The organism is Limnobacter humi (genome assembly GCF_024518835.1).
GTDB classification, from domain to species: domain Bacteria; phylum Pseudomonadota; class Gammaproteobacteria; order Burkholderiales; family Burkholderiaceae_B; genus Limnobacter; species Limnobacter humi.
Map to the genome: position 1 here is coordinate 302694 of NZ_JANIGO010000002.1, position 22272 is coordinate 324965.

Genomic DNA, 22272 nt, shown 5'->3' on the forward strand with positions numbered 1-22272 from the left:
ATATACAGCCCATGAAACATCAAAACGACCATGACGACACGTTTGACGACGATGATCGCCCCAGCAAATCCGCTGTGAAGCGGGAAATGCTGGCATTGCAGGACCTGGGTAAAACCTTGTGCGAACTGCCGTTTGAAAAAGTCAAAAAGGCGCCTGTTGGCGAGCGGCTCTTGGAAGCCATCGCCGAATTTCACAAATGCCGCAGTTTTGGTGCCAAAAAGCGCCAACTCCAGTTCATCGGAAAGCTGATGCGACAGGAGGATCACGACGACATTCAAGCCTGGGTGAATGGTGAATCGGTTGAGCAAAAACTGAAGGTGTTGAATCTGCATGCTGCAGAGCAGTGGCGCGACCGATTGATCCAGGAGCCCGCTCTGCTCGCCGATTTGATCAAAGCGTATCCACAGGCTGCACAGCTGAACTTGAACACCATGATTCGCCAAGCGGCACTGGAGCGGGCCAACAACAAACCGCCCAAAAATTACCGGCAGCTATTTCAGGCCATTTACAAAATGATCACGGAAGCCTTGGGGGGTGACGCTTCACTGGACGCCGAGATGGAGGACGAAGAATGACCCTGGACACTGTCAAAATCGGTTTGGTTTCAATCAGTGACCGTGCATCTCAAGGGGTATATCAAGACCAGGGCATACCGAGCCTGCGCGAATGGCTGAGCAAGGCCTTGGAAAATACGCTTGAATTTGTCGAAGTACTGATACCCGATGAGCAGGCCGACATTGAAAGCGCGCTGATCAAACTCGCTGACGATGACCAGTGTGCATTGATCTGCACCACCGGTGGTACCGGGCCGGCGAAAAGGGACGTGACGCCAGAAGCCACCTTGGCCATTGCACACAGGGAAATGCCGGGCTTTGGCGAACAAATGCGCCAGATCAGCCTTCATTTTGTGCCCACCGCCATACTGTCTCGACAGGTGGCGGTGATTCGCAGCAACAGCCTGATCATCAACTTGCCGGGGCAGCCGAAAGCCATTGCAGAAACGCTGGAGGGCTTGAAAGATGAGCACGGAAAGTCCATTGTGAAGGGAATTTTCGCTGCAGTGCCCTATTGCATTGACCTGATCGGCGGACCCTACATGGAAACCCGGGACTCTGTGGTCAAAGCTTTCCGACCCAAATCGGCCATTCGCCCGAAATAAACCGAGCCCAGTAACACAGGACAGTACATGAACAGACCACTGCATAGCGTACGGGTGGAGACCGGCCCGGCCCCCAAACAGTGTGTGATTTGGCTGCACGGCTTGGGCGCCGATGGTTACGACTTTGTACCCATCGTCAAGGAACTTGAACAACTCGGTTTACCTGCCACCCGATTCATCTTCCCGCATGCACCGGAGATTCCCGTGTCCATCAATGGTGGATACATGATGCGTGCCTGGTACGACATTCGAAATGTGGACCTTCAGCGGCAGGAAGATGAGCAGGGTGTGCGTCAAAGCCAAGGCTGGGTGGATGAATTGATTGCTGAACAATGTGCAGCCGGGCTGTCTTCTGAACGAATTGTACTGGCCGGCTTTTCTCAAGGTGGTGCCATCGCCTACCAAACTGGACTGCGCAGTGAAGTCGCACTGGGCGGCATTGTTGCGTTGTCCACGTACCTGCCTTGCGAACAAACCCTGGATGTTGAACGCAACCCGGCCAACCAAAGCACGCCTGTGTTTGCAGCGCATGGCGAGCATGACGATGTGGTGGTGATTGAACGAGGCCAGCGTGCAGCGCAACTGCTGACAGACAGGGGTTACAACGTGACCTGGCAAACCTACCCAATGGCACACTCGGTCTGCGGCGACGAAATTGTGGCCATCGCGCGTTTTCTTGAACCCATTTTTACCCACGCCTAAACCGGTCACGCCAATACACCCCATGCGTTTGATAGATCAAAGCCGCAAGATCGGTCACAAAATATACTGTATATATTCACAGCTTTTTGGTACACTGAACAACCCGAGTGATTCAATTCAGGTGAATTCAATGGCCAGCCAATCAACAAATGACCGCAGAACGAGCGTCATTACCATCACCGAGCTTGAAAACGCCATTAACTGGTGGCGTTCAAAAAACCCAGCGCCACGCGACAGTATGACGCTGTGCAAAGAAGCGGCCGTATTGGCCGAGGTTTACGCTCAGTGGATTTGGGAAAGCCGGCACTGTCACGCGTTTGAAGCGATGACACCAGAACAGCAAACCCTGATGGAGGAGGCACAGCGAGCCACTGGCACACCATCGGACAGCGGGAGCACACTGGCCAAAGCCGCCTGAACTACTTCAACGCAGAATTAACACATCGACAGCCCGTAGGGCCCAGGGCGACTGGCTTTCAGTGCCAACATGCGGGCTGCAGCCCACAGCGCGTCGCCAACAGCAGCGTTGCAAGGCCCTTTGAGTTGGCTGACCTGCCAACGACCAAGGCCGATTCTGCGCAGTTCCAATGTGGCCCGCTCTGCCAAGCCGCCTTTACGGTGGAGGTGAAACAAACACACATCCCCAGCCATGCACCGATCAATGTACGACGGCACACAATGGTGCATTTTCTTTGCCTCCAGCAGCAATGCATTGAGCGAGGTGAGTTCCACATAAGACACACCATCGGACAGTTCGCCCATGCCCAGCACTTCCGGCCAAAATACATTCACGCGTGCACTGTCTATTTGCCGTTCGAGCAGGTGCCAATGGGATTGCCGGGCCATCAGCGTGTCATAAGTCCAATCCCTGGTGATGCTCTGGCCGCCAAGCCTTGCCAAGACTGGATTGGCCAGCAACCAGTCGGCAATCAGCGGGAATTCTTCCTGCTCGACCTCTCGCTGAAGTCCGCGGTCTGGGCATTCATTTCGGCGTTCCAAGGCCAATCGCAACGCGCGCAGCAAATTCAGTGCCTGTGGAGTATTGAATGCCTCCGGATTTCGACGCAGCCAAGTTTGCAAGCCACCGAAACCCCGGAGTGCGCCGGTTTGAGCATCCACCCAGCACACCGGAATTCGACGCCCCACGGCAGAATGCAGATTGACCCAGGCCAGATGACCCAATTCATTCCAGGCAAAGCGCGCCACGTAGGCTCGCGACTGGTGACACAACCATCGCCAGGCCGGGGCACTCAGCCCCATGGACATCAGGCGGGATTTGACCAGTTTCCAGTTGTCAAGCGAGGGCCACATGCCGGGGTCCTGCGCCAGCAGGGGTGCCAACACCGGAGCCTCCGACAGTCGCCGGGACAGGATCATTCGATGAGCCCGAACCCGAAGCAAATCAAGCAAGGTTGCACCCCGCGGGCGGATCCTCAACAGCAACGAGACCGTGGATTTACCATAGCGCTCGCGAACAGCTTTGAACCATGCCCGCTGAAAGTCAGTCAGCGTCATTTGGGCAAGCGGCAAATCAACCGCCTGTTCGGCCCAAATACGGCGTTTGGGATAACTGGGCGGTGCTTTCCATGGGGAAGACTGAAGACCCAAAAGCAAGCGATGGGCCTGCTCAAGATTTAAACAGACTGGCAAGCTTTCCATTAGACGAACGCGTGCAATGCCGGCCCATTCCAGCTGTAGACCAGAATGTGTATTGACCAAACGCAAGGGCAATTTCGCAGAGCACACTCGTTGTATGCTGTGCCGTGTGGTCAAACAATCATTCAAACTCAAGGGCTGCATCATGACAAACCAGGGCAAAGAACCCGTTCACAATGAAATACTACATCAAGGCCAAATCTGGCTGATTTCAATTCAGCGACCCGAGGTGCGAAATTGTGTAGACCGCCCCACGGCAGATGCCTTGGAGTTGGCATTCAATACATTCGACAGCGACCCCACTGCCAAAGTGGCCATACTGACCGGAACAGGAGGGCATTTCTGCGCAGGCGCTGATTTGTCAGCCGTGGCTTCGGGCAATCCGGAACGCGTCAATCGTCTTGAGCGGCACGGAGCCGGGCCCATGGGCATCAGTCGACTGCAGCTTGGCAAGCCAGTGATTGCTGCGGTGAGCGGATACTGCGTTGCAGGAGGACTGGAACTGGCGGCCTGGTGTGACTTGCGTGTGGCCGACAACAGTGCGGTATTCGGCGTGTTCTGCCGGCGGTTCGGTGTGCCATTGATTGACGGTGGCACTGTTCGCCTGCCCCGATTGATTGGGCAGAGCCGCGCCATGGACATGATTCTGACGGGCAGGCCTGTGATGGCCGAAGAAGCGCATGCCTGGGGCTTGGTTAACCGCCTTGTTGAGCAGGGTGCAGCAGTCGGTGCGGCCACAGAACTTGCCAAACAACTGTGTGACCATCCACAGACCTGCATGCGCAATGATCGCCAGAGCGTGCTCAATCAATGGGCTTTTGGCGAGCAAACGGCCTTGGCCGAGGAATTCGAATTTGGTTTGAATACGCTGCAATCCGGGGAGACCGTGCAAGGTGCCCTGGCCTTTCGGGATGGTGCCGGTCGACATGGAGGCTCATTGACTACGCAAAGCGAATAATTCGGCGGTTGGCACATTACCAGTAGGTAACATTCACCACTATTGATGATACACTTCGGCTTACCTACAGCGGCCCCCTGCATTCCATCAGCAGGTGAGAAAAACCGCATCTAGCCGACATCTGGAGACAACACAGCATGCATTCAACTGGCTGGCGCGCCACGCCCTGCTTTACCATTCGCACCTTGGTGACCGGTGTGTCACTGGCCTTCATGACCACCACTGCCACAGCGGGCGGAACGGCTTTCGATGTAACCAGCATCAGCGCCATGGGCAATGCCCAGGCTGGCCAGGCGGCCGAAGGCGGCGATGCATCCGTCATTTTTGCCAACCCGGCTGCTTTAACGCGATTCAAGCGGGCCGAGCTGACGCAGGGTGCAGCTTTCATTACTGTGGACAGCCCCTACACCTCCAACCAAAACAACGACGGTGCCTCCACCGGTGCACCGCAAGGCCAAAATGGCCAAGTGTTTGATCGAAATGACGGCTACGATGCCTCCGTGCTGGCCCCCAATTTGTACGTGGCCATTCCACTGAGTGAGAAAACCGTGATGGGTTTCAGCGCGTCGGGTTCGCATGGTTTGCTTGTACATTACGACGCCAATTTCCCTGGTCGCAACCAAGGCCGTGACATCGATTTTAAGGTAATCCGACTCAACCTCGGCGTGGGTCACAAGGTGAGCCCCACTCTGTCCCTGGGCGTTAACGGATCGTATGAACGATACTTTCAATCCATCAAGCTGAAACTGAATTATCGCGAGGCGGTACAAAGCCTGCTGGATCAGAACAACGCTGGTGCGCTGTCTGGGCCGGCCAACGCGCTGCTGCAAACACCGACCGAGGAAGGCGACGCCAAGCTGCGCATGTTCGGTTGGGCGTTCAATGCCCAAGTGGGTGCACTGTGGGAGCCTTCTGAAAATACGCGTGTCGGCTTCTCCTATCGACCCAAAACCAAGTTCGAGAGCAACCGCGGCGTATTCAGCATCAACGAAACTGCGGCACAAACGCAATTCCGCAACAACCTGGCCAATCCCAATATTTTCGTGGGCGCGGCATCTGGCTTGGCTGGGCTCGATCTGTCCACCTCCGCCGGTGACTTGGCGCCCTATCAACGCATCAAGCAGGACATCACGCTGCCTGACGAATTGCGCTTGAGCGTGTTTCACCACGCAACACCCAAACTGGATTTGATGGCCACATACACACGCCAGGACTTCTCGGTGACACAACTGCGGTATGTACGCGAAAGCAATGGCCGCCTGCTAGAAGATGTGCCTCAAAACTTCAAGCCTGCCCAATCCTATCGGATGGGCCTGAACTACAAACTGTATCGACGACTCACCCTGAAGACTGGTTTTGCCACGGAAAATAGTGTTGTGGACGATCAGTACCGCATTACGATTCTGCCAGACAGCGATCGCAAGTATTACAGCATCGGTGCCCAGCTCGATATCAGCCGAGACACCGCCTTGCACATGGCTTACCAGAAGGTCAAGTTTGCTGCTGCCCCAGTTGGTAACAACAACCAGATCACGCCGCCAGAAGTGCGCGGCGGCGACTTCAAAGGCACTGTTCAATTGGACGTGAACTACTTTGGCATTGGTATTACCGAGCGATTCTGAGCCATTACAGCAGCCGGTTTCGTTTTTCAAAAGCAGCCTTCGGGCTGCTTTTTTATTGGGCTCGCTTGGATCACATCGACGTTTCGACAGGACCGTTGCGTTGACACCATTCACTCCAACTGCCCGGAAACAGTGGGATATCACCATGACCCAAACAGGCCAGTGCCAGCAGGTTGACACAGGCCGTTACACCGGAACCACAATACACCACGGCTCGATCAAGATCTGGCATCACCGGCTCCCACACCTGCAGCAGTTGCTCGGGAGTCTTGAACCATCCGTCCGTGTTCAAGTTAAGCTTCCACGGCATGTTGATGGCACCGGGTATGTGGCCTGCCACAGGGTCGATGGGCTCTACCTCGCCGGTATACCGGGCTTTATCCCTGGCATCCACCAAGACCGTGAGTGCCTGCTGTTGAATCAAGTCCGCATAGGCCACTCGCAGCCTTGGCTGCTCACATGCATTAAAGCGCCCCAGTTGCACCGGGAGTTCGGAAGGGTCGCACACCAGGTCAAAACCCTGCGCCTGCCACTGGGCAATTCCACCGTTCAGCACCTGTACGGACTGATGACCAAAGTAGCGGGCCAACCACCAAAATCGCGCAGCCATGGCATGGTCACCTTGGTCATAGGCAACAAGACGAGTTTGAGCATCCACCCCATGCTGTCGCATGAGTTGCTCAAATGAATGGGCTGTCGGTAAGGGGTGACGCCCTGCCAATGGGCGGGTATGGTCTGACAGATCATCATCCAGGCTCAGGTAATGTGCTCCAGGAATATGGCCCGCTGCGTAGGCCCGCCGACCGGCACTGGGGTTCATCAACTCGAAGCGGCAGTCAAAAATCACACACCGGTCACGCATTTGAAGAAGGATGTCGAGGTCTGCCGGTGTAATCAATGGACCTTGCATGGCAATCGATGGAGTTACTTTGTTGAGGAAGTTTAGCCTTGAAGGGGCTGGAGCGCACCTGGAAAACAAAAACGCCACCTGATCTTAGATCGAGGTGGCGTTGTGCCGTATTTGGCATCCCCAAGGGGATTCGAACCCCTGTTACCGCCGTGAAAGGGCGGTGTCCTAGGCCTCTAGACGATGGGGACCTAAAACTTTGGTCGCTTGGTGGAGGTAAGCGGGATCGAACCGCTGACCTCTTGCATGCCATGCAAGCGCTCTCCCAGCTGAGCTATACCCCCTAGCGAAGACCGAAATTATGAAGCAGTTTTTTGTTTTCGTCAACACTTTGTTCAAGTTTTTGTTGACTGAACAGTTGGCGAAAAACCGCATCGTTGTTCGGTTTAGACCAGAATTGCCTCAGCAAACGGAGCAGGCCGAACTATACCCATTTGTCAGTTACACTGCAAGGGGTTTTTCATCAAAAGTATCAGCGTCATGAAATTTTGCAGCGGCTGCGCAAGCCCCCTACTGTATCAAGTCCCGGAAGGCGACAATCGGGAACGGGCCTGCTGTCCGTCCTGCGGTGCAATTCACTACGTCAACCCAAAAATCGTCGTCGGCACCATCCCGACCTTTGGCAATAAGGTCTTGCTGTGCAAGCGGGCCATTGAACCCCGGTACGGCTTCTGGACACTGCCCGCTGGTTTTATGGAACTGAATGAAACCACCCATGCAGGCGCGTTGCGCGAGACCTGGGAAGAAGCCGGTGCCAAAGCGACACTTGGGCCACTGTTCACCATGTTTGACGTGATTCGTGCCGAGCAGGTCCATCTGTTTTTCAGAGCGCAGATGGACGCTCCAGAATTTTCGGCGGGCGTGGAAAGCCTGGACGTCAAACTGTTTGCTGAAGAAGAAATTCCCTGGGATGAACTGGCCTTTAAAACCGTGTCAAAAACATTGACGCTGTTTTTTGAAGACCGGCGACAAGGCCAGTTCACCTTGCACACCGGCGATGTGTATGACCACACGGACTGGCCCCTGGATTCGTTCAAAGCCTGACTGTCGGGTATCACCACTCTCAAATCGCATGGCCTCCATCACCCTGCCCTGGCTTGACTCGCCAAAAGACTTTCCGACCACTGGGCAGGCCCTTTTAGAGCCTGCAGGCCTGCTTGCAGCCAGCGACCACTTGACGGTGGACTGGCTGCTGCAAAGCTATCCACGCGGTATATTCCCATGGTACTCACCCGGTGAACCCGTGCTGTGGTGGTCCACCAACCCAAGGGCCGTTTTGTACGTGGAAGAGTTCAAGCTCCACCGCTCCCTGCTCAAAGCAATACGAAAGCAAGCGGCTGATCCGTCCCGTGAAATTAGACTCAACCATGCGTTCGAAGCCACCATACGAGCCTGCGCAGGGCACCCTCGCGCGGGACAACAAGGAACCTGGATCACCGAACATATCATTCAAGCCTATCTGGACCTGCACCGGCTGGGCCATGCACACAGCATTGAGCACTGGCATAACGGCGCCTTGGTGGGTGGACTGTATTGCGTCGCATTTGGCAGAATGGTGTTCGGTGAAAGCATGTTTGCCAGGGAAACGGATGCATCAAAGGTGGCTTTTGCATATTTTGTATCTTGGCTAAAACGACAGAATGTGCGCATAATTGACTGCCAACAGGCCACTCATCACCTCCTGTCATTGGGTGCACGGCTGTTGGAGCGGAAGGTGTTTGAAGAAGAAATGGCGCATTCCATTTCCATGTCGGCCTTGAATTGGGAACCCTGCACACTCGCGTGGACGAATGACCCGACCTAAAGAATTACCGTTTTCGACCTTGCAGTTTTATTCCACTGCGCCCTACCCTTGCAGCTATCTGGAACATCGGCTAGCCAGGTCCCAGGTGGCCACACCTAGCCACCTTATCAATGCAGATGTATACAGCGAACTGGTTCGTGTCGGCTTTCGCCGCAGTGGATTGTTCACCTACAAACCCCACTGCGATGGCTGCAAAAGCTGCACGCCGTTGCGGATCAATGTTCAACACTTTGATACCAACCGAAGCCAAAAACGCGCGCTGAAAACATTTTCATTACTTCGTCCCAGCGTTCAGCGCCTGCACTTCAATGCCGAACACTATGCGCTGTATTTGCGATACCAATCCGAACGCCACCAAGGTGGCGGCATGGATGAAGACAGCCGTGAACAGTATTCGCAGTTCCTGTTGCAAACACGGGTCAATTCAAGACTGGTGGAGTTTCGCAACCCGACCGGCGAACTGAAAATGGTGTCCATCATCGACATCCTCACCGACGGATTGTCCTCCGTGTACACCTTCTTCGACCCAGACGAAAAGGCCGGGCTGGGCGTGTATGGGGTGTTGTGGCAAATCGAGCAGAGCCGTGATTTGGCACTGCCCTACGTGTACCTGGGCTACTGGATTGAGGAAAGTCAGAAAATGGCCTACAAAGCCAATTTCAAAGCAGCCGAAATACTGCAGGATGGCCGCTGGACGCCACTGACACAGCCCGACCTTTCGCGCTGAACAGCCGAACCAAACGCCATTACAATGGCGGCATTGCTTGATCCTTCAATCTACTCACCATGCTGCCTTTTTCACTGGTTCGTCCGTTGCTGTTTCAATTTGACCCTGAACGGGCGCATCACCTCACATTCGGATCACTAAAACTCGCCAACCAGGCGGGTTTGCTGAACATGCTCATGCCATCGGCTGTGGCCGATCCTGTTAACGTCATGGGCATTGAGTTTCCCAATCGGGTGGGTCTGGCTGCAGGTTTGGACAAAGATGCTGCCTACATCAATGAACTGGGCCAGATGGGTTTTGGTTTTCTTGAGGTGGGTACGGTCACACCCAAGCCCCAGCCCGGCAATCCTCAACCACGGCTGTTTCGCCTACCCAAAGCCCATGCCATCATTAACCGCATGGGGTTCAATAACCAGGGCGTGGACAACCTGATTGCGAATGTGAAACGGAGCCGATACCCCGGTGTGTTGGGCATCAATATCGGCAAAAATGCAGTGACACCAGTTGAAGATGCTGCCAGCGACTACTTGCGCGCCCTGGAGGCCGTGTACCCGTACGCCACCTACATCACAGTGAATATTTCCTCGCCCAACACCAAAAATCTGCGTGACTTGCAAGGCGGTGACAGCTTGGACCAATTGCTGGCCACGCTCAAGGCACGCCAGCTGCAGTTGGCTGAGGAACACGGACAATACAAACCCATGGCTTTGAAGATTGCGCCTGATTTGGATGAAGAACAAATTGACGCAATCGCCCAGCGCTTAACGCATTATCGGTTTGATGGCGTGATTGCCACCAACACCACCATCGACAAAACTGCAGTGGCTCACCTGCCCCACGGCAATGAACAAGGTGGACTGAGCGGCACACCTGTGCTGGAAAAATCCACCATGGTCATCAAGCGCCTGTATGCCAGCTTGGGCGAGGCCATACCCATCATTGGTGTGGGCGGCATCTCCAACGGCGTGCATGCGGTGGAAAAAATTCGGGCGGGTGCAAAGCTGGTGCAAATTTATACCGGCTTGATTTACCAAGGCCCAGAACTGGTGACCGAGTGTGCGGCCACCATTGCTGCCAATTGCAAAGGCGTTGTTCAAAAACGCTGATCAGCGCTTGCGGGCCTTGTACAGGGCGTGAAAGGTTTGCCCATCGGGCGCTGGGAAATTCCGCCCTTTGGTCCAACCCGATGCCAATGGCAGGGTCTGAATGCTGCCTGTGCGCTTGCCCATCCAAGCCAGCACAGCAACACCCAAACGTGTCGCCAAGCGATACACCGCCGGATACTTCGCCACCCAGGCCCACAGCGTGAGCCCAACGCGCTCTTTCCAGGGGCGCAAGCCCCGCTCCACCTGCTGCTCTCGCAGCTTGCGAAGCAGTTCGGGCAGAGGAATTTTGACGGGACACACCACGTGGCACTCGCCACACAACGTGGCAGCCTGCGGCAAGTCTGGTGCATTGTCGAGCCCCACATAGCTGGGGGTGAGCACCGAGCCCATGGGCCCCGGGTAAACCCAGCCATAGGCATGTCCGCCTATTTTTTGGTAGACGGGACAATGGTTCATACAGGCACCGCAGCGAATACAGCGCAACATTTCCTCAAACTCGCCACCCAGCAGACCGCTCCGACCGCCGTCCACCAACACGAAGTACATGTGATCGGGGCCATCGAGGTCGCCAGAGCGCTTGGGCCCGGTCAGCAGCGAGACATAGTTGGAAATGCTCTGACCGGTGGCTGATCGGGGCAATAAACGCAACAAGGTCGCAAAGTCTTCCAGTGTCGGCACCACTTTCTCGATACCGGTAATGGCCACATGCACCTTGGGATTGACAGTGCACATGCCCTCATTGCCTTCATTGGTCACCAGGGCCACCGAGCCAGTCTCGGCAATGACGAAATTGCCCCCCGAAATTCCCATGTCTGCCTGCAGAAACTGAGGGCGCAATATATCCCGTGCTTCATGGGTAATTTCTTCGATGTCAGTTTTGGCCGGGGTGCCGTGCACCTTTGAAAACAATTCGGAAATTTCTTCCTTGTTTTTGTGAACCACAGGCGCAATGATGTGGGACGGCGGCTCATTGTTGTTGATCTGCAGAATGTACTCACCCAGATCGGTCTCACGAACCTGAATGCCTGCCTTGTCCAGCGCTTTGTTCAGTGCAATTTCCTCGGTCACCATGGACTTGGATTTCACCACTGTCTTCACGGCATGTTTGCGAGCGATCTTCAGCACCAGCTCACGGGCCTCCTCTGGGGTGGCGGCGTACAACACCGTTGCACCGCTGGCTTTGGCCTTCGATTCAAACTGTTCAAGCCAGACGTCCAGGCTTTTCACGGCACGGTTGCGAATATCCACCGCTGCATTTCGAGTGCCTTCAAAATCCTCAATTTCGAGAATCACGTTGGCCCGCGCAGACACGAACTTGTTGGCCAGGCGACCGAGGCTGCGCTGAAGGTTGGAATCGCCCAACTTTTCACGGGCTTTCTGCTGAAAAAATACGCTCTGAACCTGCATGCTACGCCCCTTGATCTGCGTTCAATTGGCCAGCCTTGCGGCCCGTCAATAACTCCGCAATATGCAAGACCTGAATCTGCTCGCCACGGCGCTCCATGCGACCTTGAATATTCAACATACAACCCAAGTCGCCCAGCACAACCGCTTGTGCTTGAGAATCCTTGATCTGTTCGCATTTGTCATCACAAATGGCCGCCGACACTTCGCCGTATTTCACAGCAAAAGTGCCCCCAAAGCCGCAGCACTGGCGGCTGTCTCGCATTTCGCACAATTGGGTTGCACCCTGCATGGCCATCAATTGGCGGGGCTGGTCCCTGACGCCGAGTTCCCGAAGACCACTGCAACAGTCGTGATAAGTCACCGTTTGCACTGGTGCATGCTGTGCCAATGCATCAGACTGCACATGCAACACATTTACCAAAAAATCGGTGAGTTCATGGGTTTTTGCAGCCACCGATGCAGCCAGTTGTTTGATTTCCGGATCGTTTTTGAAAACATCCAGATAGTGGATTTTGGTCATGCCCACACAGGAACCCGATGGCGCCACCACGTGGTCAAACTGATCAAACTCTTTGAGCCATTTCAGGGCCAGGGCTCGAGTAGCGGGCGCATCGCCAGAATTCCATGCAGGCTGACCACAACAGGTTTGCCCTTCCGGCACCACCACCTCGCAGCCGGCATTTTCCAACAACTCCAGCGTTGCAAATCCAATCGATGGGCGCATGGCGTCCACCAAGCAGGTTACAAACAGTCCAACCCTCACGGTATCCCCTTGATGAAATCACGAAGCAGTGTATTCAGCCCCGAATGGCCTAACCAGTAGGAATAACCATAACGGATGACGAGCGATTGTGAATGCCGTACACTTCTCACCTTGTGAAAAGACTTTGCGCCACATGAACGAAGAACCGATTGGACGAACCAGCATTCAGGTCATTGAACGCATGATGCAATTGCTGGATGCCTTGGCTGGTCATCCTGACCCGGTCGCACTCAAAGACCTTGCCCGGGAGACCAAGCTTCACCCGTCCACAGCACACCGCATTCTGAATGATTTGGTCGCCTGCCGGTTGGTTGACCGCACCGATCCTGGCCTGTATCGCCTTGGCATGCGCTTGCTGGAATTGGGCAACCTGGTGAAAGCACGCCTGAACGTCCGAGAGGCCGCCATGGACCTGATGCGCAAACTGCACCGGATGACGGGGCAAACTGTGAACCTGTCCGTCCGCCAAGGCGATGAAATTGTTTATGTCGATCGCGCGTACAGCGAACGGTCTGGCATGCAAGTGGTTCGAGCCATCGGCGGGCGTGCTCCATTACACCTCACCTCCACCGGGAAACTTTTCCTGGCCACGGATACACCAGAAAGCCTGAAGGCGTATGCGGAGCGCACCGCTTTGAGAGGAACAACCATCAACAGCATTACCAGCGCAGAAGCCCTGGAAAAAGAATTGAACCTGGTCCGTGCCGAGGGTTTTGCCCGCGACAATGAGGAGCTGGAAATGGGTGTGCGCTGCATGGCCGCTGGTATATACGACGACTCATCAAAGCTGATTGCCGGGCTGTCGATTTCAGCGCCCGCAGACCGTATTCAAGAAGAGTGGCTCAGGGAGTTGCAGTACACTGCGCAGCGCATTAGCGCATCACTGGGCTGGCAAGGAAGGATCAGCGCATTGGTGTCGGTTGGAACGACCAACCGATCGCGCTGATTTGCCAGGAAGCTGCCTAGTTAAAACGCGTTGTCACGAATTTTCGAATCCGCTCCGCATCGGCGAAACGGCCGGCTGAACCGATGGCATCAAGCAGCACAATGACCAGGTTGCGTTCGCCCACTTTGGCCTGCATCACCATGCAGCGTCCCGCTTCATTAATGAAGCCAGTTTTTTGCAACACGATGTCCCAGTCCCCTTTTCGCACCAAACGGTTGGTGTTGTGAAAATTCAAACGTTTGCCCTGAACCGATTCGACCGCTGCACCCGGATCTGTTGAAAACTCCCGGATCAGTTCAAACCGGCGAGCAGCCATGACCAGGCGAGCCAGGTCGCTGGCGCTGGAGCGATTATTCACCGACAAGCCCGTGGTTTCCTCATAGCTGGTGCTCAACATACCGAGCTGTTTGGCACGCTTGTTCATTTGGGCAACGCACGCTGCCACACCACCGGGGTAACTACGCCCCAATGCGGATGCAGCGCGATTTTCAGAGGCCATCAACGCCATGTGCATCAATTCGCGGCGCGTGAATTCACTGCCCGGTTTTAGTCTGGAATGGGTGTTCTTGTAGGTGTCAATGTCATCATTGGTGATCTCAATGACTTCATCTAGATCCAGATTGGCTTCGAGGTTAACCATCACGGTCATCAACTTGGTGATGGACGCGATGGGCAACACGGCATGCGGATTTTTGGCATACAGCACTTCATGAGAATCTGCATCGGCCACCAAAGCAACGTTGCTGTGGAGTGCCAGTGGGTCGTAGGCCCTGTCCAATCCAGCCTTGGAACCGTGGGTAGAACCAGCGAGGGCTGGTGAAACAACGCCCAGAATCAGGGATGTGGCCAACAAGGTGGCCCGAACAACAAACAACGTCTTCATGTAGGAGGCAAGTCCTTTTATTGGAGTTATGGTTCTTAGTGTACGCACTATTTCGTGGTTCGCCAACATCTTTTCAGGATAATTGGCCTTAATTCTCAATAGCTTGTGCCGATAACATCACGATTTGCATGAAATTTTGCTGTTTCGGCCAATCGCAATACGGTGTCGCATTGCAAGTCCGTCAGGTGCTCCAGGTCTGGAAAATACCCACCGGCCATCACAGCCATCACCGGGATACCCAGCTTTTGGGCATGGGCCAACACCAGCAAATCGCGTTCGCGAATTCCGTCATCTGTAAGAGACAAACGCCCCAAACGGTCAGCCACATGGGCATCCAAACCGGCCACATACACCAATGCATCGGCTTGAAATGCTCGCCCAGATTGAGAAAGCCCGTAGTTTAACTGTGAAAGATAGGCATCATCTGTGGCGCCATCCGGCAACGCGATGTCAATGTCGCTTTCCTCTTTTATAAATGGAAAGTTGCCCAGGCCATGCATTGAAAAGGTGAAGATGGACGGGTCATTTCGGCACAATGCAGCCGTGCCGTCGCCTTGATGGACATCCAAATCAACCACCAGCACATTCAGCCGACGGTTCGACATGCGTTGGATGGCATCGGTCTGAACAACCCGTGCGGCCACCACAATGTCGTTGAATACACAAAAACCGGCCCCCTCCCCGTGTTTTGCATGGTGGGTGCCACCCGCCAAATTGACGGCAGCACCATGCTGCAACGCACTTCGAAATGCTTCAATGCTGGCCCCCACCGAACGCAATGACCGTTCAACCATGGCAGGCGACCATGGAAAACCAATCGCCTTTTGTTCAGCAGGAGTCAATAAACCATTCAATACCCGATCGATGTATTGCGGAGAATGAGCCAATGCCAACTGACCCGGCGTTGCTGGGCCTGGCTTTTTCAAGGCAATTAAATCCTTATATTCCGATACCTTATCCCGGAGCATTCGATATTTCTGCATGGGAAAGCGATGCCCCTGTGGCAGCGGCAATACAAACTCATCGGTGTAAAACGCTTCAATCATTGAAAAATCGCGCAGAAGGAAGTCGAATTATTGCAACGCACCATTTTTTTGTTGACATCTATTTTTATTTTGGTAGACTTTGTTTTGTGCACCGCATCATACGGTGTCGAAATCAAAGGTGATCAGAACAGTCACCGATCAATCATAACGTTAGCGGTACCCAACTCGATGGAGCAAAGAATGATGTTGACACCCGAACAGATCGTTGAAGTTCAGAAAGCCAATCTGGACAAGCTGCTGGGCTTGAGCTTGAAGTCGTTCGCCCATGTAGAAAAAGCTGTTGAGCTGAACCTCAACACCGTGAAAATCGCCCTTGAAGATGGTGTAGAGGCCATCAAGGCATTGAGCGCCGCCAAGGACGTTCAGGATTTTGTCGCGGTATCCTCCGCGGTTGCACAACCCTTGTCCGAAAAGGCTGTTGCATACGGCAAGAACGTATACACCCTGGCATCTGGCATCGCTTCCGAAGCTGCACAGCTGGTTGAAGAACAGGTCAATGAGGGCAACAAAAAATTTGTTGAGCTGTTCGAAGCGGCCTCCAAAAATGCACCGGCTGGTTCCGAAGGCGCCATTGCTTTGGTGAAATCAGCCATCACTGCAGCCAACAGCGCTTACGACAGCGTTAGCAAGGCGACCAAGCAGGCCGTTGAAATGGCTGAAGCCAATGTGGAAGCTGCTTCCAAGGCTACACTGAAAGCTGCCACTGCAGCCGCCAGCACAGCCAAAGGCCGCAAAGCCGCTTAAGTTTGATGTGGTATGGGCAGGCCCGTTCAGAGTCTCGGGTTTGCCTGATGTGTTTGTCTCCTCGTTCCCTCCTGGAACGATTCGGTCGTGAATCGAAAAGCTTCATGGCTAAGCCCATCCCATCGGATGGGCTTTTTTTTTCATCTGTTGTTTGCAGGTGGTATTTACAACCGTTCAATGGGCGCGCCCAAGCCCTCAAGGACCTCCAGCAACGCGTCAAAACAAGCCGCCACTTGGGTGGCTTCAACCTCACCGCCTCGGGCTTTGACACCCAGTTCGATGTGGCGTGCCAATTTGTCATCGCCAACACTGGGCAAGCTGTACAAACGGGTTAGCGGAAAACGCGCTTCCAGTGATTCCATGAGTGGTGTGATGCGTGCTTCGGGCGTATTGAACAGACGCAGGGCCATTTTGTGCTCCACCGATTGGTGGTGCAAGTGTGGATAAAGGGTATCCAGAACCCATTCAATCATGGGCCAGGCCATCACCGGAAACCCTGGCACGAAATGGTGACGATCAACCGTAAAACCGGCAATTCGATTGTATGGATTGGGAATCAACATGGCGTCGGCTGGAAAGTCGGCCATTCGAAGGCGAAACTCATCCAAGGGTTGTCCACTTTCCTCGCAGCGCTGGCGAATCAATTCGACAGCGTCCAGGTGGCGAACGATGGGCCGGCCCAGTGCCATGGCCGCAGCCTGACGGGTGTGGTCATCGGGTGTTCCGCCAATACCCCCACAACTCAACACAATGTGATCCGTGGCAAAAGAACGGCGCAGTGTGTCCGCCAGATATTGACGGTCGTCACCCACCATCGCCACCCAAGACAGGCTCAATCCGCGCGCCTTGAGTCGTTCGATGACCGCAGGGACATGCTTGTCCTGACGAAGTCCAGACAGAATTTCATCGCCCACCACAATGAGACCAATGGGTGGGATACTGGATTCAGACAGGTTCGAGGGTATGTTCAATGGTTCGGTCATGCTGGCTTCGAATGTGATTCAAGAGGGACAAATAATGACGGGTGAAGGCCAAAGCTGACATCACCGGCATAATGAGCAACACAGGTGGAATGAAACTGAGAAAGGCACAGACAATGCCAATGAGCCATGCGCCACTGGAATCGCCTTTTTTGATCAGTTTCATTTCATCAACGGTGGCGTGGTCGGCCAGGGCATCGTGACGCATGACAGACAACAACAACTGTGCCGTCAGCACAATGGGCAAGACGAATGCCATGCCCGGGATGATCCACAAGGGAAAGGTGATGACCCACAACACCAAAAACACCACCGTGGCCCGTATGGCGACCCATAGGCCCCGAACAATGCTGTTCTTTCCGCGCTTTTCCAAGCCGGAAAAATCGCGCTGTGCCAGGTAATTCAGCACGGGTGGCGTGACGTACAAACCCGCCAGCAGGACGGCCGACGTGGCCACAATGGGCCACATAAACCCAAACACCACAATGGGCACAATGATGAACTTCAACCAAGACAGCATGCTGGGCTCGGTGCCCGCATACACGGTCATGTCCATGCCCAACCAGTTGAGCAAAGCCAGCGCAGCGTTGTACAACGGCTCAACGGAAAACCAGATCAGCAACAGCCAAAACAAGGCCGCAATGCTGACGGAGATCAAGGTTAAAGCCAACATCTTTGGCCGGAAGGAATCGATGAATGCCTGAAACAGGGTTGATACGGCTGAATTCAACTGGATACCTCCGCTGAGTTTTTCTGGGGATTGAATACCCAAATGGTGACGATAACATCCATTGCGCACTGGCCTGTCATCACTGGCGACGGGACAGCGTTTCCCAGGCTTTTTGTAATCGCTTCACTGAGACTGGCATGGGCGTGCGGAGTTCCTGCGCAAACAGCGAGACCCGAAGCTCCTGCAACTGCCAGGCAAACTGGTTCAAGCTTTCATCTTCAAAACCTTTGAGCTGCGAACTGGCCCGCACCCACTGCATTTGAAGGTCCAACACCTCCTTCATGGCTTGCTTGTCCCGGTCCGCACCGTTGCGCAAACGCTCCAAGCGAATGTAAGCAGCTTTCAAGTACCGCGGGTAGTGGTTGAGTTGTTCCCAGGGGCGTTTCAACAGAAAGTCTTTCGGCAATAACCATTGCAACTGGTTTTGAATATCCTTGCAAGCATCGGGGAAACTTTTCAGGTCGGCCTGAACCTTTTTACTCAATTTGGCATGCTCGGTGAGAATGGCCATGCACAAGCGGCCAATTTCCTGGGCGATCAGGTTCAAGCGGCCTTTGCCTTCTTGAACCCGGCTGTTGAACTCTGCCTGATTGGCTGGTAGCCCGGTGGCCAACACGCTCCGAACCAAGGCCAGTTTGATCCATTGGCTTTGAAGCTCATCGCTTGAGCCCAATGGCATGTAAAGCATGGCCACCTTCTGGAAATCCAGCAGGTTTTTGCTGAGGTACTTCAAAGGCTCTTTGAGGGCAATCGAAAACAGGCGCAGAACGCCGTCCCGATGCACGGCACGGGCTGTTTCCTCCTCGTCAAACACCTCGAGCACGCAATGCTCGCCTTGGTCCTTCAGGGCTGGATAACCAAAAAAGGTTTGTCCTCCCCGCTTGATTTCCAGCATGTCGGGCAGGTCACCAAATGACCAATCGGTGATTTTTTCTGTAGAAAGGTCTGTGGATGCCGGTTTGGACAACGCAGTATTTTTCAGGCTCACCGACTGATCTTCAAGCTTGCTGGCCTCTGCGCGAACCTGGTCTTTAACAGCCTCCACAACCGCTGAGGATTTGAACGTTTCCTGGGCTTTTCTACCCCACTCCGCTTTCAGTGCGGACAAACTTCGCTGCATGTCGAGCTGACGACCATGCTCGTCCACCAACTTGAAGTTCATGAAATGGTGGGGGGCCAAAGTTTCCAACCGAAAATCAGACAACAACGGGCGGGCTGGGGTATTGGCAGTCACATGGTCGCGCAGGCTCTCCAACAGTGGCTTGTCCCATTGTTTGGGGTCCAGGTGTTGCTCAGCAAAGCCTTCAGCGAATTGCGGCAATGGCACACAATGACGCCGCAATTTTTGCGGCAAGCTTTTCAACAGCAGGTGGGCCTTTTCCTTCAGCATGCCGGGCACCAACCACTCCACGCGAATGGGGCTGATCTGGTTGAGCAACATCAAAGGCACGGTGGCCGTCACACCATCGCGTGGGCTACCCGGTTCAAAATGGTAGGACAAATCGATCGACAAGCCACCCATTTCGAGCCGTTTGGGATAAAACTCGGTGGTAATGCCCCCAGCCCGTTTGTTCAGAAGGTCATCCCGCGTCAGGTGCAGGGCTTTCAATGCATCGGGCGGGGCCTGTTTGGCCCAATTCTCCAGCGTTTGCTGGTTCACCGCTTCTGCCGGCAATTGCTCGTCATAAAACTGGGCTATCAGCGAATCATCCACCAAAATGTCCTGACGTCTGGCCTTGTGCTCCAGCTTTTCGATGTCGTCCACCAATTTGCGGTTGTGGACATAGAACGGCAACCGTGTGGTCATTTGACCGGGTACCAGGCCTTCCTGAATCATCAGCTTGCGGGCCGACACCGGATCAAACCGCGCAAGGCTGACTCGGCGTTGCGAGTAAATCGGTAGGCCGTAAATGGTCCCGGTTTCCATGGCCACCGCTTGTCCACTGCCTTTTTCCCAATGAGGGTTGTTGTGGTTGCGGCGCACCAGGTGAGCCCCAACCTTTTCAAGCCATTCGGGTTGAATTTTGGCAACCAGGCGCGCGTACAGACGGGTGGTTTCCACGAGTTCTCCCGCCATGAGCCACTTGCCACCTTTCTTAAACAGATTGGAGCCAGGGTGAATGGCGAATCGAATGCCGCGCGCGCCCAAATAAACAGCCTCTGTCTCGTGTTTCAAGCCAATATTGCCCAACAAACCCGACAACAGGCTGAGGTGAACCTGGTCGTAGTCGGCTTCGATGGCATTGGACTTCCAGTGCTGTTCTTTAACCATCGCGGACAGTTGCTGATGCACCTCTGCCCATTCCCGCATGCGGTTGGCATTCAGGAATTTTCGGGCCAGTGCATTGCGCATTTCCTTGTTCGTGGATTCACCCTGCCTCAACCCTTGATAAAAGGCCCAGAGCTTGAGAAAAAACATAAAATCAGAATCCGGATGCTGGAAGGTTGAATGGGCATTGTCTGCGGCCTCTTGCGCATCGTGCGGTCGTTCGCGTGGGTCTTGAATGGCCATGGCTGCGGCAATCACCAGCACTTCGGTCAAACAACCGCGGTGAGCCGCTTCAAACAACATGCGGGCAATCCGCGGGTCGAGCGGCAAACGGGCCAAGGCTTTGCCGGTTTTGGTGAGCTGCCCCTGTTCGTCCAGCGCATGCAATTCCGACAAGAGTTGGTAACCATCGGCAATGGCACGGCCCATGGGCCTTTGCAAAAACGGGAAGCTTTCCACCTCGGTCAGGTGCAGGCTTTTCATGCGAAGAATCACCGAGGCCAGCGAAGAACGCAGAATTTCCGGATCGGTAAAGTCGGGGCGCGACTGAAAATCGACTTCGCTGTACAAGCGAATACACACCCCATTGGCCACACGGCCGCAGCGCCCTGCCCGCTGGTTGGCCGATGCCTTGGAAATGCGCTCCACCTGCAGCATTTCGACTTTGTTGCGGTAACTGTAGCGCTTAACGCGGGCCAGGCCAGCATCAATCACATAGCGAATGCCAGGCACCGTGAGCGAGGTTTCCGCCACGTTGGTGGACAACACAATGCGGCGGCGACCACTGGGGCGGAAAATCCTTTCTTGCTCTTGCGCAGTGAGCCGTGCAAATAGCGGCAGAATTTCCAGGTCACGTTGTGCATGGCGACTCAGGAATTGAGCCATGTCACGAATTTCACGCTCACCGGGTAAAAACATCAGGATGTCACCCTGCCCTTCCCGACACAATTCGTCCACCGCATCCAGCGTGGCTGCATTGAAGGCGTCTTCATCGATATCCTCGGGTTCACTGGTGTTGCGTGCAGGAAGCTTTGATTTTTTGCGGGAAAAGTCGTAATCCGCAGGGTCTTTGTAGCGCACCTCCACGGGGTACAAGCGCCCGGAGACTTCAATCACCGGTGCCGGCTGGCCCTGCGCGTTTTCGAAATGCTTGGCAAAACGCTCGGCATCGATGGTTGCGGAGGTAACAATGACCTTCAAATCGGGCCGCTTTAGAAGCACCTCTTTCAGGTAGCCCAGCAAGAAATCAATGTTCAAGCTGCGCTCGTGAGCCTCATCAATGATGATGGTGTCGTAGCGCTTGAACAATGGATCCGTCTGGCTTTCAGCCAACAAAATACCGTCCGTGACCAGTTTGATGGCGGTTTGCTCGGTCGACTGGTCCTGAAAACGGATTTTGTAACCGACCCACTGGCCGATCTCACTGCTGAGCTCCTGCGCAATCCGTTTGGCAGTGGCGGTGGCTGCCAGGCGTCGTGGCTGTGTATGAACGATGGCACGGCCATGGAGCCCTCGGCCCAGTTCCAGGCACATTTTGGGCAGCTGGGTGGTTTTACCCGAGCCGGTTTCACCACACACAATCACGACTTGATGGGCGGCGATGAGGCGTTTGATTTCCTCTCGCCGCATCGACACCGGCAGTTCTTCAGGATAGCGAATGTCCGGTGCAGGCAGGGAGCGCACTGGGGCGGTTTGAACCGACGATGGAACGGGCTTTTGATCTTTTGACAACACTGCAGGGCCGATGGGGTTGATTGTCCGAGGAATTCGGGGGAAAAACAGCCACAACGCTGGACGGCGGCCACATGGAAATTATAATCAATCCATGGCCTTGAGCCCGCAATCGCCCACCGTTTGAGGATG

General features: G+C 54.6%; 21 protein-coding genes and 2 tRNA genes. 12 read left to right on the forward strand and 11 right to left on the reverse strand.

Features of this window, described 5'->3' with window-relative positions; genetic code table 11:
- Positions 1-11: 11 nt before the first annotated feature.
- From yjgA to NQT62_RS06455, 4 genes are read left to right on the forward strand one after another with little or no spacing between them, the layout of a single operon-like run.
- Positions 12-575, forward strand: a complete 564-nt coding sequence (gene yjgA / locus NQT62_RS06440) for a ribosome biogenesis factor YjgA (protein ID WP_256763829.1) — start codon at positions 12-14, stop codon at positions 573-575.
- Positions 572-1159, forward strand: coding sequence for a molybdopterin adenylyltransferase (gene mog, locus NQT62_RS06445; RefSeq protein ID WP_256763830.1), 588 nt, complete (start codon positions 572-574; stop codon positions 1157-1159). The genes yjgA and mog overlap by 4 nt, the downstream gene beginning before the upstream one ends.
- 27 nt (positions 1160-1186) lie before the next feature.
- Positions 1187-1861, forward strand: coding sequence for an alpha/beta hydrolase (locus NQT62_RS06450; protein WP_256763831.1), 675 nt, complete (start codon positions 1187-1189; stop codon positions 1859-1861).
- A gap of 22 nt (positions 1862-1883) precedes the next feature.
- Complete coding sequence (locus NQT62_RS06455; RefSeq protein ID WP_256763832.1) at positions 1884-2279, forward strand: DUF3717 domain-containing protein; 396 nt, start codon at positions 1884-1886, stop codon at positions 2277-2279.
- 17 nt (positions 2280-2296) lie between these two features.
- Here the strand turns inward: NQT62_RS06455 and NQT62_RS06460 are convergent, their stop codons facing one another.
- On the reverse strand, positions 2297-3664 hold the full coding sequence (locus tag NQT62_RS06460) for a PcfJ domain-containing protein (protein ID WP_256763833.1): 1368 nt from the start codon (positions 3662-3664) through the stop codon (positions 2297-2299).
- Here NQT62_RS06460 and NQT62_RS06465 point away from each other — a divergent pair.
- Complete coding sequence (locus tag NQT62_RS06465; protein ID WP_306173575.1) at positions 3663-4475, forward strand: crotonase/enoyl-CoA hydratase family protein; 813 nt, start codon at positions 3663-3665, stop codon at positions 4473-4475. The two genes, NQT62_RS06460 and NQT62_RS06465, sit on opposite strands and share 2 nt — an antisense overlap.
- A gap of 137 nt (positions 4476-4612) precedes the next feature.
- A complete protein-coding gene (locus tag NQT62_RS06470; protein WP_256763834.1) occupies positions 4613-6097 on the forward strand; it encodes an OmpP1/FadL family transporter in 1485 nt (494 codons plus the stop codon).
- 70 nt (positions 6098-6167) lie between these two features.
- Here the strand turns inward: NQT62_RS06470 and NQT62_RS06475 are convergent, their stop codons facing one another.
- From NQT62_RS06475 to NQT62_RS06485, 3 genes are all read right to left on the reverse strand, one after another.
- Complete coding sequence (locus NQT62_RS06475) at positions 6168-7007, reverse strand: sulfurtransferase (protein ID WP_256763835.1); 840 nt, start codon at positions 7005-7007, stop codon at positions 6168-6170.
- Positions 7008-7119: 112 nt separating this feature from the next.
- Positions 7120-7195 (reverse strand) — tRNA-Glu (locus NQT62_RS06480).
- Between the two features lie 17 nt (positions 7196-7212).
- A tRNA-Ala gene (locus NQT62_RS06485) sits at positions 7213-7288 on the reverse strand.
- 196 nt (positions 7289-7484) lie between these two features.
- Here NQT62_RS06485 and NQT62_RS06490 point away from each other — a divergent pair.
- The 4 genes from NQT62_RS06490 to NQT62_RS06505 are packed head-to-tail and all read left to right on the forward strand — an operon-like array spanning position 7485 to position 10641.
- Entirely contained in the window at positions 7485-8048 is a 564-nt protein-coding gene (locus tag NQT62_RS06490; protein ID WP_256763836.1) for an NUDIX hydrolase, read from the forward strand.
- Between the two features lie 28 nt (positions 8049-8076).
- Positions 8077-8808, forward strand: coding sequence for a leucyl/phenylalanyl-tRNA--protein transferase (gene aat, locus NQT62_RS06495; protein WP_256763837.1), 732 nt, complete (start codon positions 8077-8079; stop codon positions 8806-8808).
- Positions 8795-9535: an arginyltransferase gene (locus tag NQT62_RS06500; RefSeq protein WP_256763838.1), complete on the forward strand. Its 741-nt coding sequence runs from the start codon at positions 8795-8797 to the stop codon at positions 9533-9535. Before aat ends, NQT62_RS06500 begins: the two co-directional genes overlap by 14 nt.
- 59 nt (positions 9536-9594) lie before the next feature.
- Positions 9595-10641 carry a quinone-dependent dihydroorotate dehydrogenase gene (locus NQT62_RS06505; RefSeq protein WP_256763839.1) on the forward strand — a complete coding sequence of 349 codons (1047 nt, stop codon included), beginning with the start codon at positions 9595-9597 and terminating at the stop codon, positions 10639-10641.
- Here NQT62_RS06505 and NQT62_RS06510 read toward each other — a convergent pair whose 3' ends face one another.
- Entirely contained in the window at positions 10642-12048 is a 1407-nt protein-coding gene (locus tag NQT62_RS06510; protein ID WP_256763840.1) for a LutB/LldF family L-lactate oxidation iron-sulfur protein, read from the reverse strand. It abuts the gene before it with no gap.
- Between the two features lies 1 nt (position 12049).
- A complete protein-coding gene (locus NQT62_RS06515; protein ID WP_256763841.1) occupies positions 12050-12811 on the reverse strand; it encodes a (Fe-S)-binding protein in 762 nt (253 codons plus the stop codon).
- Positions 12812-12944: 133 nt separating this feature from the next.
- Between NQT62_RS06515 and NQT62_RS06520 the strand changes: the two genes are divergently transcribed.
- Complete coding sequence (locus NQT62_RS06520) at positions 12945-13757, forward strand: IclR family transcriptional regulator (protein ID WP_256763842.1); 813 nt, start codon at positions 12945-12947, stop codon at positions 13755-13757.
- A gap of 16 nt (positions 13758-13773) precedes the next feature.
- Here the strand turns inward: NQT62_RS06520 and NQT62_RS06525 are convergent, their stop codons facing one another.
- Both NQT62_RS06525 and NQT62_RS06530 read right to left on the reverse strand, forming a co-directional pair.
- Positions 13774-14640 (reverse strand): serine hydrolase, encoded by an 867-nt coding sequence (locus NQT62_RS06525; RefSeq protein WP_256763843.1) that lies wholly within the window; start codon positions 14638-14640, stop codon positions 13774-13776.
- 95 nt (positions 14641-14735) lie between these two features.
- Positions 14736-15686: a histone deacetylase family protein gene (locus tag NQT62_RS06530; protein WP_256763844.1), complete on the reverse strand. Its 951-nt coding sequence runs from the start codon at positions 15684-15686 to the stop codon at positions 14736-14738.
- Between the two features lie 183 nt (positions 15687-15869).
- Between NQT62_RS06530 and NQT62_RS06535 the strand changes: the two genes are divergently transcribed.
- Positions 15870-16430: a phasin family protein gene (locus NQT62_RS06535; protein WP_306173602.1), complete on the forward strand. Its 561-nt coding sequence runs from the start codon at positions 15870-15872 to the stop codon at positions 16428-16430.
- A 164-nt stretch (positions 16431-16594) separates the two neighbouring features.
- Here the strand turns inward: NQT62_RS06535 and NQT62_RS06540 are convergent, their stop codons facing one another.
- The 3 genes from NQT62_RS06540 to hrpA all read right to left on the reverse strand — a co-directional run bounded on the left by NQT62_RS06540 (position 16595) and on the right by hrpA (position 22143).
- On the reverse strand, positions 16595-17413 hold the full coding sequence (locus tag NQT62_RS06540) for a competence/damage-inducible protein A (RefSeq protein WP_256763846.1): 819 nt from the start codon (positions 17411-17413) through the stop codon (positions 16595-16597).
- Positions 17376-18140 carry an EI24 domain-containing protein gene (locus NQT62_RS06545; protein ID WP_256763847.1) on the reverse strand — a complete coding sequence of 255 codons (765 nt, stop codon included), beginning with the start codon at positions 18138-18140 and terminating at the stop codon, positions 17376-17378. Before NQT62_RS06545 ends, NQT62_RS06540 begins: the two co-directional genes overlap by 38 nt.
- A gap of 79 nt (positions 18141-18219) precedes the next feature.
- Positions 18220-22143 carry an ATP-dependent RNA helicase HrpA gene (gene hrpA / locus NQT62_RS06550; protein WP_441007049.1) on the reverse strand — a complete coding sequence of 1308 codons (3924 nt, stop codon included), beginning with the start codon at positions 22141-22143 and terminating at the stop codon, positions 18220-18222.
- Between the last annotated feature and the right edge of the window lie 129 nt (positions 22144-22272).